Origin of the sequence: Treponema sp. OMZ 788, from assembly GCF_024181245.1 — a bacterium.
Taxonomy (GTDB): Bacteria; Spirochaetota; Spirochaetia; order Treponematales; family Treponemataceae; genus Treponema_B.
The window spans coordinates 725113-739473 of sequence record NZ_CP051199.1 but is presented as its reverse complement, the minus strand read 5'-3'; the positions used below and the strand labels follow the sequence as shown (position 1 = coordinate 739473).

Sequence of the window (14361 nt, the reverse complement as noted above, 5' to 3'; positions counted from 1 at the left end):
CGGGGAACGGGGCACCTAGTGCTTTTCAAGGGGCTTTAATTGCAGCTGTCGGAACGATGCAGGCGGGGGATTTTTCAAATATCGAAAATAAAAAGGTTAAGCACGGGAGCGGTTAATGAGTGATTTTGAAGGGGATGTGCTTTTGATTGAAACTCCTGATGGGGGCGATGTTGTTGTTGAAGACGGATTGATAAAACCTTGTAAGGATTTTTCAAGTGCCGTTTATCTTTCTCTTTTCGGCGGAAATAAGGCTGATGACGGAAAGGTTAAAAATTCTAGGACTTGGTGGGGAAATGTTTTAGAGGATTTAAGTGAAGACGAAAAAATGATTTCGAGATTTCAAGCTGTTGTTTTAGGAATGCCTTTATCCGTTAAAAATATGAGAGAGGCTGAAAGGGCTGCGAGCCTTGATTTAAATTGGTTTATCGAAAAAAAGATAGCCGATGAAATAAAAACATCGGGGCGGATTAAAGAACGGAATAATTTTTTATTGAGTGTCGAAATAAAAAAAAGAAGGTAAGACATTGTATGATGAAGAGTTTGCTTTATTATGGCAAGGAGGTTTAAATGGCGTATAAGAATAAAAGTATAAAAGAGATTGAGGCTCTTTTGATAAATTCTTTTGAACATGAGTTTAATAAAAAATTACGCTTATTGCCTAAGTCGTTTATCAGAGTTTTTTGCCGTGTCCTTGCCGGGGTTTTTATTATTTTATACAAGCAAATAGGATGGTATTTTTTACAGCTTTTTCCTGAGACGGCCGATTGGCAAGAAGTTATTATTTTAGGACAAAGAATTAGGCCGCTGGTTAAGTTGGGTGCTTTATTCGGAATAGGTGAACCTTTAGCCGGTGTTCAATGGCAAGGTGTTATTGAGGCTGGTGTTTTAAAAACGGGAAGTGTCCTATATTCGGGTACTCAATTAAAAAGCAGTGTAACGGGGAAAGTTTATGTTACGAATGAAACAAAAACTTTGCTTTTGAACAAGGAAAGGGTTAAGGTTGTTTGTACAGAAATAGGCACGGCGGGGAATTTGGAAGTAAGCGATGTACTTAATTTTGTAAATCCTTACGGGTTTATAAAATCGGAAGCGGTTGTTTTGGAAGTTGAAAGAACGGGACTTGATGAAGAGTTGGAAGCTAACTATAGGGAAAGACTGATAAACAGATTCCGTTTACAGCCTCAAGGCGGTGCATTGGCGGACTATAGAATTTGGGCTGCCGATGTTCCGGGAGTGTTAAGGGTTTACCCTTATAACGATAAGGAACAGCCGGGCGGTGTGCTGCTTTATGTTTCAGGAATACCTTCGGTTTTTGATAATAGAATTCCTGATAAGGGTTTGCTTAAAAAAGTCGGAGAAGCCTGCACCTATGATCCCGAAACAGGAAAGGCAATACGCAAGCCGTTGACGGCTATGCTTGATCCAAAGAATGACGGCTCTTATGAAAATATTAAACCTATTTCTGTTGTTGAAATAGAGGTTGCCGTTACCGGCGTTACAGGAATTGCCCCTGCCGATTTTGCGGAATTGATTAAACCCGCCCTTAAAAATTATTTTTTGGATAGGGACTTGTATATTAGAGGATTATCCGATGATAATAATCGTACAAATGTTGTTTCAAAAAATCATGTTATAACCGTAATAAATCAAATAGCCGTTGCTGCTAAGGCTGTTTTTGAAGAGGTTGTTTTAAAAAAAGAAAATGTTGTTTTTAGCTCTTATGTTTTAGATAACGGCAAGCTGGCAAAGTTGGGAGCTTTTTCAATCAACGGGGTTTCTTATTAAGGAAAAAAATAGATGGTAGGTGCTTTTTTTAATGCTATAAAATTATTGTTTCCTAGATCGAGAGCTTTTGAGCTTGTAAAAGATACAAATAAAAAAAAGTTAATTAAGGCTATAGCCGTTTTGCCGGAAGATATTCGGGTTGAAATGGAAAAAGTTTATTTTGATTTGTTTCCAGAAACAAGCCGTGCTATAGATGATTGGGAAAAGACCTTTGCTGTTGTTTTTTCAAATAAAGAATTAGAAAAACAAAGGGGTGTTTTGGCGGCTCTTTGGAAAATGAATAAGGGCGGACAGTCTTTGTGTTTTTTGCAAAATATATTAAAAAATATAGATGAAAGAATTTTGGTTGCAGAAAACTTACCGATAAGCAATCCCAGACAAAGAAGCGTTACGCATGTTGCTGTTTGCGGAAATAAAATAATGTGCTGCAAAAATAAAAAAGCGGTATGCGGATATAGAATAGGAGATGATAATTTTATACCCTCGGTTTTAAGAAATGATGTTTCGGAAGTTTATTCGATTAAAAACGATCCTAAGTTTTGGGTTTATTGTTTTTTTGTTTGTAAAAAAATTATTCGGAATTCGAAAGGCAAAATTTTATATATCGAAAAACTAAAAATAAAAAAAGAGTTTAGAAATTATATTGAGTATTTAATTTTAAAAATAAAACCCGTACATTCGGTTGCGGTTTTATTTATAGAATGGATAGATTAAAATAATGGAGTTACGATAAACAGTTCGGCAGAAATTCCGCCTCACTGTTTATCATCGAGTTTTGTGCTTGCACAAAACATCGTATTATTTTATGCAGTTTGTAAACAAACTGCGTGAAAAAACTTTTTTCGCAAATTGATATTTGCTGCAAAAAGTTTTTATGGAGGTATTATGATTAAATTGGATGCAACATATTCGGATTATGTGAATACGAGCGATCCGAAATACCCAGCCGGTAAGGCGGTAGATGCTTCGGGAGAAGAGAGTACGGACGGCACTCCTCTTTTGGCGAAATGGATGAATGATATTAATGGCACAAGGCAGGCTATTATCAAAGAGGCATTCGGCGATATGTCCAGTATATCGGGTGTTCCTGATGATGCAGATGATTCGGATGTTTTGAAAGCGTTAAAAAAAATAACGCAAGATTATACGAATCAAAAATTTATCGAACATTACCAAAAAGGTTACTTCCAAATGCCCGGAATGCCCAGCCCGCTTGAAGATCTAACAATGCATTATGCCGGCTATAGTTGGTATGAAGTAAATTATAGGGGTAACTTCTTTAGAGCAAAGGGAGACAATGCAAATCCCTTTAGTTCTAAAAAATTGACAAAAGAGCAAATCAAGAATGGAGACTGTGTCTTTCAAGATGATGAGCAGTGTGATGCAATAAGAGAAATCAACGGATATCTAACAACATTTAACGTGAATATGTATTCACATCAAGGTGGAGCTTTGTTCACGACCTCGTGGGACGAATATTCGGTACGCGGTTCTGAGAATATAAGCTCTAAAGTTGGAGCTATTAACTTTTCTGTAGCAAGAGCCGGTCTCCCAACGGCAGAAGAAAATCGCTCACGCAACCTAACCTTTACCTTTTGGTTGCTCGTTAAAAATGAATAGGAGAAATTAAATATGGAATATTTTGAAAGAATAGAAATTGAGAACAACCTTATTACAAAGCATGTTATCGGCGAAAAGCCGAAGGTCGAGAAAAAAGGGCGTAACTTACATCTACGCCTCAAACATACAGTCGAACATCGGAGACGATGTTCGACTGTATGAGGATTTAATTACGGGAAAGAAAAAACCTTTAAAAAAACTTGTAGAAGAAAAGCTCATCGAACCGCCCGAAGGTAAGAAGCTCAATACTGACGGCACAGCCTTTGAAGATATGACAGACGTCGAAAAGGTTGAGGCGGGATTAAGAGTTTTAAAAGACGATGAAAAAATAGAGGGAGATTGTATTGTTAAAAAATCAAAAAGAGAACTTTACAACGAGGGTAAGTTATCAAAAGAACAATACAATTTATATATTGACGAATTGAGAGAAGCAGATTATCGGCGTGAGGCTGATCCTCTCGGTATGCAGGTTTTTCGAGGCGATGTCGAAAAATCTGTATGGCTTGAGAAAATTGAGGAAATAAAAAAACGGCATCCGAAGGTTGAATAGAATTTACTTTTGTAATTTATCCATTTGAGAATTAAAAATCTTTTGGCCGTCGATTGCGGGTTTTTCGCAAGCGTTTTGAAAAAAAAGGTGTAGGTGGGGTGCGTGTTTGTGATTTTGAAAAACTGTACACTTGTTTTAATTTAAAAGACACCTGCCCTTTTGAGGAGTGAAATCTTGTAACCTTGTGAAGATTTTTACCGAAAGAAATTAGTTTACCGGTTTTAAAAGAAACATAAGCACGGGCAACTTGCCGGGCTTTTTGGGAACGGATATTTTTTTTAAAAAGGCCTTTAACTTTTTGAGAGCGAAGTTTATTTACTCTATATATTCTTGAAACGGGCTTTGCTCTGTTTCCGCTTCGGGCTGTATCGGTTGGGATTGCGAGTTTTGAACCTGTTGCAGGTTTATGAATACCGCCTTTTTCTTGGCGTTCCATGTACGAGGCTTTTTGATTTATACCGACTGTAGAGTGAATGGCGTTTAAACTATATAAACCCTGCGGCATTTTGTCAAACTGAACTTGTTTTGTTGTAAAATTATTTCGGAGTGTAAATTTATTTTTCATAGTGTTAATGGTGTTTTTTCTTGCAAGAGCTGCCTGAACATTCACCGTGTTTGTTGCTGCCTTTATAATTGTTTTTTTTGCATCGATTGTTAAAAGATGAAAACTTTCGGGATCGTGAATTACCATTTTTGCAGTTTGAGACATTTTTTTTCTCCTTTTAAAATAACTCTAATTGATTATAGTTTATAACCGTAAAATCTTCAATAAGATGTTTGGCTTTTCGAGATTGTTTACAGTTTTCTTTTATTTCCTTTTTTGCTACTTTTAAGGCTTCATGTTTTGAAAGAAAAATAAAATCTTTTTCATGCGGCGTTTTTTGTTTTATTATTTTTTCTATTTTCATTTTGTATTCAAAAGAAAATCGATTATCCAAACGATAAATATTTATTTCGATAAAGTTACCTTTATGATTTTCACTTATGCTGTCTACTTTTGTAAGAGGAAGTTTTTCATTGTTTAAAATATTGAGTGGTGAAACAAACATTTAATACTCCTTAATCATCTTCAAAAGGATTTTCATCCGGCGGTTCAATGTAATTATTTTTAAAATCATCTTCAGGTATTGTGTTTGAATGGACGTTTTTATTTTCTTTTTCAGTTAATGACGGCTGTTGTGTCTTGCCTTCATAGGGTTTTAAACGGACATTAAAAAAACAGAGTTCGGGATTACCGTCTATTTTTTTCTGTTTGTAATTTATTTCGAGATAATCATGTTTTAAAAATCGGACAAATTTATTGCGGGTTAGGGCTTCTTTGTCATCTGCCGAAAAATTGTAATAATCAAGATAGCGTTCATATACCGCTTGAACTTTTTCAAAAACATTTCCGGACATATCGAATTCAAGATTATCGGTTACGAATTTATCAAGATCGGTTTCTTGTTCTTTTACATAGTTTTGTTTGTAGTTTTTACATTCTTCCGATAATGGAATTGCCCCTTCATGTTCGTACTTTAAATCAATATATGTTTCTGCAAAGTATTTTATGATTGCAGGATATTCTTCTTTTATTGATTTTAAAATAGTTGATAATGACTTTGTTCCTTTTTCGCCTTTTTTATGTTGAACAGAAAAAGGAATAACTATCATTCGGTCTATTGTTGCTTCATCGTGTGCATCAAAACGAGGGCTGTGGTTTGTACACATTATTATCTGTGATGTAGGAATAAAGTCGTGAGGTTCTTTGTAAAGACCTCGTGCAGTTAAAGTATCGCCGCCCGTTAATTCTTTCCATAGGGCATTATTTAAATATCCGTTGCGTTCCGTTTCTTGAGCGATTGCCGCTCCCTTTCCTTCAAGGCGGGCAATATAAGGCGTTGCTTCGTTTCCCGATAAGCGCCTTTTATTTTGAGAAACAAGAACATCGGAAGGAAGGCGTTCCAGCATGTTGGTGTAAATATCTTTTAATAATTCTATTGTTGTGGTTTTGCCGGTATGAGTTTTACCGATAAATATTCCGCCGTATTTATATTGAGTATTCCGTGATGGTATAAGTGATAGATAATAGATTAAGGTTTGCAGTGTCTCTTCGTTTTTAAAATTGGATTTCATAAAGTTTAAAAACTTTTCAGGCTTTAAGGCTTTTTCTACGCTTTCTGTTTTGTACGGTAAAACTTCTCTTCGGTATTCTTCAGGTTCGGATTTTCGGAATACGATTTTGTTTCCCGAAAAATCCATAACGCCGTCGAGAAGCGTAAGCGATTCTTTTACCGTAGGGCCGTCAAACAAAACTGATTCACGGAATACTTCAGGTTTTAATCCCGATAAATCTTGCACTAATTCAACACGGAAACGGCGGGCTTCTATTTTTTGTAAAAGTTCATAAACTTGTGCCTTGTTTCCTATTCGTCTTTGTAAAAAATAACGCAAAATGTTTGATAGGATTGTGTATGAGATACCTGCGACATCGGGCTCTCTAGTCCAAACGTGGCCGTCAAAGAAGTAATGTTTTTTTTCGGATTCAACATAAATCAATTTACCTTTTAAAACATCGGCTATGAGTTGAGCGGCTGAACGCACTCCTTTTGTTGTTAAAAATTGCATTGCGTTTGCGTTGAGTTCCATCGACTTATAGTCAATAGCAACTATTGTTTTTTGCTCTTTTATTTTTTTTAGGATTTCGCTTTCAGGAACTAGGGCTTTTTCTATTTCTTTTAATAAATATTTTGAAGCTCCGTATTTTTCGCAAGCCTCAATTAAAAAGTAAGGGCTATAGTCGGTGTTCTTTTCAATCTCTTCATTTGAAGCCCCCCACTTGGCAAGTTCTTGTTTTATTTGTGAGTGTCCGCAAGCCTTTACGCAAGCAGACACAAAGGGTTGAATGTCTTTATCGTCGAGATCGTTGTATTGTATTTTTTTTAAAATTGTCTTAATGCGTTTAATGCTTACCGTTTCGTAGGCTTCCCAAAAGGGCACATCCGTTTTAGGCTTTTTTTGAGGCGGGGTATATTCTTTTGCCTCTTCAATGGCTTTTTTTACTGCATCCAATTTACCGGCTATTATTGCGGCATCTTGATCCTTGTATGGGAAGCCATCAGGAAAGGAAGCGATTTTTATTTTTCCTTTAAAGCCGGCTTTTAAAAAAGTTTCAGGCAGATTTGAAGTTCTTTTATCGTTTTCGTCGAAAGAAATAAGCCCCGCCGTTTTTTTGCCGGAATCGTCGTTGTCAAAAAAAATGATAATTTCAGGAACATTTAAAAGGTATTTTTTTATTTTAGGAGCGGTTAAGCCTTTTGTTCCGCCTGTAGAAAAAACATTTTTAATTCCTGATGCTGAACATGCGATTGCGTCAAGCTCGCCTTCTACAAGAATAACAGGTTTTGAAGCGTCTATCGTTCCGGGCATTGGAAAGGTGGAACATGATTTTGTACCTCGCTTTTCACAAACGCCGTCTTGATAATAGTGCAGCTTATAGCCGGTGCCTAGTTTAATGACTACGCCTGAATGCTCCCAGCTTGAGTAACCCGTTTTAGGATGCGCAAGCGGAACGCCGGCGCCCTGCAGCACGCTCCTATCCAGCCCGCCCCGTGCGAGGTCGAAGCCGGGCCAGTAAAAAAAATACTTTACCAAATTGTCGATCATGCCTGAAGGGTAAGAAGTATTTTTTTGAGTACCTGTTCCGCCGCTCGAAGCGGCCCTTGTGTTTAAGAAGTTTATTATGGCTTTTTTTGAAGCTTTATTTTTTAATAGATATTTTTCAAATTCTTCACAGGCTTTTGTATCGGGAGTAAAGGTTTGTTTTTCCGTTTTTATTTCGGGAGGCGGAACATAGTCATCGCCGAAGGTCTTTTCTACAGCTTTGAATTGTTCGGCTTTGTCTTTGATACCTTCCAAAATTTCTACGGCATCGTAAATGTCGCCGTGAATACCGCAGTTTCCCGAATAACAAATGAATTTATCGTCAAATAATTCGCAAGACGGATTTCTATCTTCATGATTGGGATTAAAACAGCGGATAAGTCCCCGTTCAGCTTTAATGCCTTTTAAGCGTAAGTATTCGATTAAACGGTTTTTGTATTTTTCGTAATTCATTTGTGCTATCCTTTTGGCGTTAAGGTGTCGTTATTTTTTTTAGGCAGTAAAGATTTTTATTGTTAAAATTGCAATAATAACCGCTTCGATGATTGCGATTATTCCGATTAAATCTCTTTTGCGAGCGAGATTAAAAATAGTTTTTTTTAGCGTTGATTGAGCTTTAGCGTTTAAGGCTTTTTTATATTGCTTGCGTAATTTTTTGGATTGTTTTGAATTCATATTTTTTTATAGATCCTTTACCATATTTCCAATTCCTCTTCTTTTTCTTGTGAGGCGGTGAGTTCGATTTTTGCTATTTCGCCTTCAAAAGTTTTTTTTATGTTATGAAGCTTTTGAGTTACGATTGTTTTATTTTCTTTTATCATAGCAATTTCCTTTGGACTGTATCTGGTTCCGTCTTTACAATAAACCCAGCCGGTTTTTAAGTGGACGGCGATTTCTTGTTTAAGAGATTCGCTGTAAATGTATTTCCAGCCGGGTTTTTGTTTAGTCATTAATCCCTCGTATGAAGTAAGGCGATGATGTCATAGGCCGCCTCAATTTTTGCCTGCTCGCTTATTTTTAATGTTTCATTTTGTAAAGTGCCTATTTTGTTTTTAACCGCTTGAATATAGTCCGTTATTTGATTAAACACAAATTTAGAACTTATTAGCTTATCTTCCGGCTCTATCTCTTCTCCGTATATGGTTTTGCCTTTTAGAGGGTTTTCGGGTTTAATATTTTTTTCAAAATAAGTGTGTTCTTGCTCTGTAGAAGTTTGAGCAATTACCGAGTTTTCATCATGGATTTCGGATTGAGAAGTTAAAGGTTCTTGCATGGGTTGAGTTTGCATTTCTTCTTTAATAGCCGACTCTTCCTTCAGGGGTTGTGGCTCTTCATTTTTGAAGTTTTCCGATTGGTTTTCTGAAACCCCTGTATCGGCGAGTGATGGATTTTTATATTCCCTTGTAATTTTTTCGGCAGCAGCTTTTGTTCCGCCTAGTTCTTCAAGTTTTTCTACTAGAGGAATTAAATCATCATCAGGAATTGTACGAAAGGCCGTTAAAATGTTTGTTTCATACTCGCAATTTATTCCTTTAGATGTAAGGATTTGACGAGTTTTGTGAGCGGCAAGGTGTCTTGATACCCACTGCTCGCTTTTAGCTAATTTTGCGGCAATTTCACGCTGACTTAAACCTGTGTTAAGCATTTCAAATACGCCGTTCTCCCTTTCGGCCGATGTTAAATCGCTTCGTTGAATGTTTTCGATTAACTGTAGTGTAAGTTTATCACCCGTGATGATTACTGCATCGACCATTGAAAAGTCATCGCCTTTTGAACATAGAAATTCAAGGGCTCTTTTTCTTCGGTTACCTGCAACGAGTTCAAATTGCGGAATACCTTCGGAAGTCAGCCCCGCCCGCTTAACTACTATAGGCTGCATAAGTCCGTTGTCTTTTATTGATTGTGCAAGTTCTTCAATATCCCGATAATCTTCACGGACATTGCCTGTTTCTATAATTTGTGAAAGACTTATTTTTTGCGTCCTTCCTGCTGATTCAATTTTAGCCATTGTTTACTCCTTTTAAAAAATAATCGATATAATTTTCAAGCCGTTTTTTTACGGAAGCATGAATCGGGTAATTTACATTTTCGGTTAAGCGTTTTAGAGACGGAATATCGGGAATTGCTCCGGGGATTAAAAATTCTTTAAAAGTATTTTGATATTTCTCCAAAATGCCCGGTTCGTTTGTTTTTGTATTCGATTTGTTAATCGAAACATAGGTATCGGCTACGATGTTGCAGTTTTTCAAAATATCAAAATAAAGTTCGATTGCCGAAAAGTCCAAAGAAGAGCAAGTGCCCGGCAGAATTAAAATGTCCGCACAAAAAACGGCGTTCCGGGTGTGTGCACACCAATACCCGGGCGGATCGATTAAGATATAATCGTACATGTCTTTTAATCCTGTTTTTGCAAGATTGATTTTTAATTGAATGTCCATAATATTATTTAACAAATTGTTTTCGAGGCAAGACGGAATTATGTCAATGTTTTTTTTTGCAGGATAAACGCCGCTAAAAGAGCTTACCGTTTCCGTCAATAAATTTTTAGAAGTTATATCTTGAAAAAGTTTATTGTAACATTTGGTAAGGGTGCAGTTACTGTCAAGGTCGATTTCAAGAACTTTAAAACCTCGACTTGCAAGCGTTTCGCCTGTCGTTGTGATTATGGTGGTCTTCCCTACCCCGCCTTTATAGCTTGATGCAACTATTATTTTTGCCATTGTTTGCTCCTTTATTTAAAACGGAATTCCTTCCGGCTGTTCCATTAGATCAGAATCATAGATTGGATTTTCTTCATTATTTGTACTTTTGCTTTTCGGCGAGCTTAAAAGAACGAGGTTTTGAACATTTAAAACAATGTCATTGTGAAGAGTCTCGTTTTTGTCTTTCCAAGGTTTATGATTTAATTCTGCCTCTATTGCGATTTGCTTACCTTTGGTCAAATGTTTTTGCATAGCTTCACCGTATTTGCCCCAAATTACGCAATTAAAAAAATGAGCTTTTTCAACCCATTCATCATTTTGTTTATACGACTTATTACAGGCTATGCTGAAAGAGGTGCAAGCGGTTTCGTTTGCAGTGTACCTTAATTCGGCATTGCCGGTAAGTCTTCCGGTTGCTGTAAATTTGTTTAAGTCTGTCATTTATTTACTCCTTAATTATTTTAAAACTTTTGACAAAACACTTCCTGCATGGAACTTCTTCGCCTTTTGCCCAAAATTTACTCGCACCTTCCAAATAATCATCTGCTAAATATAGCGGATACCATTCTTCATTAGTGTTAAAGTCTTTAATAGCTGTAGCTTTAAAAACAGAATGGATAGAAGAATTGATTTGAATTAGAGTGTTCTTTTTGATTATCATTTATTTACTCCTTAATTATTTTTTCAAGAAACATACATCGTTTCTTGTTATATTTACGGCGTTAGCCAAAATATACATGTACTCTTCCGTTGCAGCTTGAAGTCCATCGAAGACTTTTACTTGCGTGTTTTCTTCGTCTTGAACGGTTGCTGCTATAGTGCCCTCTTCCGTTTCGGCAAGGCCTGTATAAAAGCCTTGAAGGTCTAGGCGGCTGTGCGGAATTATTTTAATGATATATTTGCTGTTTTCGTTTTTCATTCTTGGCTCCTTTTTTCGTAGTTTGAAGGAAGTTTAACGCCGAAGCGTTCAGCGTAAGGTTTTAGGTTGTTGTCGGTTATGCTTAGCCATTCAAGGACATCGGACTTTTCCCAAGACTTAATACCCCCGACCAATTTATAGTTTGTTCCGCAGCAGGGCTGCAAGAAAAGTTTAGACCGATAGGTTTCGATAGACCTGTTGGTTTTTAGTTTGACGGCAGTTTCCAAATCTACCCATGCAGGAAGGGAATCGGTGAAATTCTTTTTAGCTTCAATTTCCCTATTTTCTTTTATAAGAGAAATTGCCTGCGTTATTTTTAGATCTAAAACTTGGAACTGATATTCTTGTTCTTTCATAAGCCGTACTCCATTTTTAGGAAGCATTTACGATTGACCGTCCATGCTTCGGTTGCTATTAAATTTTTTTTTACCGGAACGGGAAGCCCGTCCGATTTTTTTAGGGCTTTCCAAAGTCCTACCGAGGAAAGTCCCGATTCAACACTTGCAGTAAAAAAGCTGTAGTATAAGAAGCCGTTTATAAATACGGGTTCTTTTTTACCGCTCTTTTTCATCTTTGCCCCCCCTTTAAAAATGACGGCTTGCCGTTTCGCAGTTAGCCGCAAAAAAATTGCGCTGTCGGCCCCTAACCGTCCGGCTTATTCCTTGCTATATATAAACTAGGAGAGTCCTAGCCTTATCCGTGGTTGACTGCGAGTTTTATAGGTACTTTTATTTGCGAGGCATCAAACTCTGTAGATTCATTGGTTATCTGTTTTTGAGCTTGCATTCCTGCGATAAAAACAGAAAGATTTTTATTTTCTGCTTCAGACGATTCGAGAACATATTTGATAATCTCTTCTTTTAAATTTTTAATCATAATTGAATTACTCCTTATTCTGTTTGAATAACTCAATTATACATTGAATTATAAAACTTGTCAAGCATTTTTTATTGACTTATTCAATTTTTTTTGATATAATCTTTTTTAAGAGGTTGATAGATGAGTTTATCAGATAGAATGAAGTTTATTTTAGAAAAATCAGGACTTAATCAAAAAAAATTTGCAGAAAGAATTGATGTGTCTGATGGTTTTATTTCAAAATTATTGAAAGGTAATTGTAAAATATCGAATACAACAGCCGCAGTAATTGAAAAGGAATTTGGGTTTTCAAAAACATGGGTTTTAGATGGTGTTGAGCCTAGGATGGTAGAAAAAAAGGAACTCACTTCTACACAAAAAAAAATAATCTATGATGTTGAAAATGTTTTGACAGAAGAGGAAGCAAGAGCTGTTTATGCTTATATTCAAGTTCAAAAACAAATGAAAAAAGAGGAGAAAGAAAATGACAATTAAAGAAATTGCGGAATTGTGCGGTGTTGAAGAACGCACTGTAAGGAATTGGTGTCATGGAAAGAGATTTCTTAGGGAAAATTTTTCCTTAAGAAATGTTATTGTAAAGAAACTTGAAAAAGGATCACCTGAAAGACCTTCTGATTTTTCTCTTGAAGAAACATTGGCTATAATCGGCGATGGAGGCGGTAATAAGACTTTAGCGGCTATGCTTGAAGAAAATCACGCTCTTGAGGCTCAAAAAGCCCTTAAAACGCATGAAAACAGCCTTTTACCGCTTAGTTTTAACGGTTTTACGGTTAGAACGCTTACAATCAATAATGAGCAATGGTGGATAGCTAAGGATGTTTGTGATGTTTTAGAATTAGTGAATTCCCGTAAGGCATTAGTTTCCTTGCCCGAAGATGAAAAGATTACCGTAACTAGTAGTTACGGTAATCCGAGAAATGGTGTCCCGCATCAATTAAGTGCAGTTAATGAACCCGGGTTATATAGGCTGATATTTTTAAGTAGGAAGCCGTGTGCTGAAAAATTTAAAAATTGGGTTTTCAAAGAGGTTTTGCCGAATATCCGTAAAAACGGGGTATATGATGCTACAGGGGCTATTAACGATAGGCTTGAACGGATAGAAAAGGCTCTTTCAAGGATTGAAAGGGGGCAAAATGCACAATCAGGATATACGGCATTACCGCTTCCTGAGGATACACATGCCGATATACTTAGGTTTGGCGGTAAATTTCTCGAAATAACGGGCAATGATGCAGATTTTATTGAGGCGAATGTACTTTTTAAGCTGTTTTTTAGGCATGCAATGACGGTTCCCATTAACAGCAAGAAGTTTTTTGAGGAATTAAGCTATATTTTTCCGCAGCTCCGTTTGGATTCAAGCCGAAAACATAACCCTGTTTTCAGGGGATGTATAATAAAATAGCTAAAAAGGGGGTAGAAAAAAGCTACCCCTCTTTTATTTTGCTTGCCAAATTTGGCAAGCAAAAAGGCTGGTGGTTTTCCCCAATTTTGGGGAAAACCTTTGTTAAGGTTTAAAACTACAAAAATTAAGGAGAAAGAAAATGAATGAACTTATTAAAATTACAGAAAAAGATGGGGATCAGCTTATAAATGCCCGTGATTTGCATGAATCCCTACAGGTTGGAAAAGATTTTTCAAATTGGATTAAAGACAGGATTGAAAAATACGGTTTTATTGAGGGAGAAGATTTTTTCAAAGACAGTAAATCTTGCTCGCCAAATTTGGCGAGCAAGATTCAAAACGGTTGGGGTGGTAATAATAAACTTGAATATTTTTTGACACTAGATATGGCAAAAGAGCTAGCTATGGTTGAAAATAACGAAGCAGGCAGGGAAATTCGGCGCTATCTTATTAAAGTTGAGAAAAAATTCAGAGAAATAGCTATTTCAGGGAAAATTCCAATGCATACGGAGTTAAAAAATGAGCTTTCCGAGATTAGAAAAGCCCTTACAGATATTAAAAAAGGACAATTACAAATTTCTGCACAGCCTGAAATAACCGATCCTAAGACGGCGATGCTATATTTCGGCGGTAAATTCCTTGAAATAACGGGAAAAGATGGTAATTATGTCGAAGTTCAGACACTTTTCAAGATTTTTAAAGGTATGTTTAAGGTTGAAATTGATTCTCATAAGTTTATGTATGAATTGCCGCTCGCTTTTCCGGAAATACGCCTCGATACAAGGCGTAAATATAAAGCTCTTTTTAGGGGTTGTATGATAAAATGATTGAATAAAGCACTATGGGAAATTCCTATAGTGCTT

General features: G+C 36.5%; 21 protein-coding genes. 8 read left to right on the top strand and 13 right to left on the bottom strand.

Annotated elements, in window-relative coordinates; translation table 11 throughout:
- Positions 1-115: 115 nt before the first annotated feature.
- From E4O00_RS03495 to E4O00_RS03475, 5 genes are all read left to right on the top strand, one after another.
- Positions 116-520, top strand: coding sequence for a hypothetical protein (locus tag E4O00_RS03495; RefSeq protein ID WP_253678602.1), 405 nt, complete (start codon positions 116-118; stop codon positions 518-520).
- Positions 521-567: 47 nt separating this feature from the next.
- Positions 568-1785, top strand: coding sequence for a baseplate J/gp47 family protein (locus E4O00_RS03490; protein ID WP_253678601.1), 1218 nt, complete (start codon positions 568-570; stop codon positions 1783-1785).
- Positions 1786-1797: 12 nt separating this feature from the next.
- Positions 1798-2499, top strand: a complete 702-nt coding sequence (locus E4O00_RS03485; RefSeq protein ID WP_253678600.1) for a hypothetical protein — start codon at positions 1798-1800, stop codon at positions 2497-2499.
- A gap of 171 nt (positions 2500-2670) precedes the next feature.
- Positions 2671-3405, top strand: a complete 735-nt coding sequence (locus tag E4O00_RS03480) for a hypothetical protein (protein ID WP_253678599.1) — start codon at positions 2671-2673, stop codon at positions 3403-3405.
- A 61-nt stretch (positions 3406-3466) separates the two neighbouring features.
- On the top strand, positions 3467-3955 hold the full coding sequence (locus tag E4O00_RS03475) for a hypothetical protein (RefSeq protein ID WP_371922712.1): 489 nt from the start codon (positions 3467-3469) through the stop codon (positions 3953-3955).
- Between the two features lie 31 nt (positions 3956-3986).
- On the opposite strand, the gene E4O00_RS03470 is transcribed toward E4O00_RS03475, so the two are convergent.
- From E4O00_RS03470 to E4O00_RS03410, 13 genes are all read right to left on the bottom strand, one after another.
- A complete protein-coding gene (locus E4O00_RS03470; RefSeq protein WP_253678598.1) occupies positions 3987-4664 on the bottom strand; it encodes a hypothetical protein in 678 nt (225 codons plus the stop codon).
- A gap of 13 nt (positions 4665-4677) precedes the next feature.
- The gene (locus tag E4O00_RS03465; RefSeq protein WP_253678597.1) at positions 4678-5004 is read right to left on the bottom strand and encodes a hypothetical protein; all 327 of its coding nucleotides are present in this window, start codon (positions 5002-5004) and stop codon (positions 4678-4680) included.
- Between the two features lie 10 nt (positions 5005-5014).
- The gene (locus E4O00_RS03460) at positions 5015-8050 is read right to left on the bottom strand and encodes a toprim domain-containing protein (RefSeq protein ID WP_253678596.1); all 3036 of its coding nucleotides are present in this window, start codon (positions 8048-8050) and stop codon (positions 5015-5017) included.
- A gap of 39 nt (positions 8051-8089) precedes the next feature.
- Positions 8090-8272 carry a hypothetical protein gene (locus E4O00_RS03455; protein WP_253678595.1) on the bottom strand — a complete coding sequence of 61 codons (183 nt, stop codon included), beginning with the start codon at positions 8270-8272 and terminating at the stop codon, positions 8090-8092.
- A 17-nt stretch (positions 8273-8289) separates the two neighbouring features.
- Positions 8290-8547, bottom strand: a complete 258-nt coding sequence (locus tag E4O00_RS03450; protein ID WP_253678594.1) for a hypothetical protein — start codon at positions 8545-8547, stop codon at positions 8290-8292.
- Positions 8547-9605: a ParB/RepB/Spo0J family partition protein gene (locus tag E4O00_RS03445; protein WP_253678593.1), complete on the bottom strand. Its 1059-nt coding sequence runs from the start codon at positions 9603-9605 to the stop codon at positions 8547-8549. The genes E4O00_RS03450 and E4O00_RS03445 overlap by 1 nt, the downstream gene beginning before the upstream one ends.
- Complete coding sequence (locus tag E4O00_RS03440) at positions 9598-10317, bottom strand: ParA family protein (protein WP_253678592.1); 720 nt, start codon at positions 10315-10317, stop codon at positions 9598-9600. The genes E4O00_RS03445 and E4O00_RS03440 overlap by 8 nt, the downstream gene beginning before the upstream one ends.
- Before the next feature lie 15 nt (positions 10318-10332).
- Positions 10333-10740, bottom strand: a complete 408-nt coding sequence (locus E4O00_RS03435; protein WP_253678591.1) for a single-stranded DNA-binding protein — start codon at positions 10738-10740, stop codon at positions 10333-10335.
- 4 nt (positions 10741-10744) lie between these two features.
- On the bottom strand, positions 10745-10960 hold the full coding sequence (locus E4O00_RS03430) for a hypothetical protein (protein WP_253678590.1): 216 nt from the start codon (positions 10958-10960) through the stop codon (positions 10745-10747).
- A gap of 15 nt (positions 10961-10975) precedes the next feature.
- Positions 10976-11218, bottom strand: coding sequence for a hypothetical protein (locus tag E4O00_RS03425; protein WP_253678589.1), 243 nt, complete (start codon positions 11216-11218; stop codon positions 10976-10978).
- Positions 11215-11574 carry a hypothetical protein gene (locus E4O00_RS03420; RefSeq protein WP_253678588.1) on the bottom strand — a complete coding sequence of 120 codons (360 nt, stop codon included), beginning with the start codon at positions 11572-11574 and terminating at the stop codon, positions 11215-11217. Before E4O00_RS03420 ends, E4O00_RS03425 begins: the two co-directional genes overlap by 4 nt.
- Positions 11571-11789, bottom strand: coding sequence for a hypothetical protein (locus E4O00_RS03415; protein ID WP_253678587.1), 219 nt, complete (start codon positions 11787-11789; stop codon positions 11571-11573). The genes E4O00_RS03420 and E4O00_RS03415 overlap by 4 nt, the downstream gene beginning before the upstream one ends.
- A gap of 122 nt (positions 11790-11911) precedes the next feature.
- Positions 11912-12094, bottom strand: coding sequence for a hypothetical protein (locus tag E4O00_RS03410; RefSeq protein WP_253678586.1), 183 nt, complete (start codon positions 12092-12094; stop codon positions 11912-11914).
- 123 nt (positions 12095-12217) lie between these two features.
- Here E4O00_RS03410 and E4O00_RS03405 point away from each other — a divergent pair, with 123 nt between their 5' ends.
- The 3 genes from E4O00_RS03405 (at position 12218) to E4O00_RS03395 (ending at position 14325) form a co-directional block, all read left to right on the top strand.
- Positions 12218-12571: a helix-turn-helix domain-containing protein gene (locus E4O00_RS03405; protein WP_253678585.1), complete on the top strand. Its 354-nt coding sequence runs from the start codon at positions 12218-12220 to the stop codon at positions 12569-12571.
- Positions 12561-13499, top strand: coding sequence for a BRO family protein (locus E4O00_RS03400; protein ID WP_253678584.1), 939 nt, complete (start codon positions 12561-12563; stop codon positions 13497-13499). The genes E4O00_RS03405 and E4O00_RS03400 overlap by 11 nt, the downstream gene beginning before the upstream one ends.
- A 139-nt stretch (positions 13500-13638) precedes the next feature.
- Positions 13639-14325 carry an antA/AntB antirepressor family protein gene (locus E4O00_RS03395; RefSeq protein WP_253678583.1) on the top strand — a complete coding sequence of 229 codons (687 nt, stop codon included), beginning with the start codon at positions 13639-13641 and terminating at the stop codon, positions 14323-14325.
- The last annotated feature ends 36 nt before the right edge of the window (positions 14326-14361 follow it).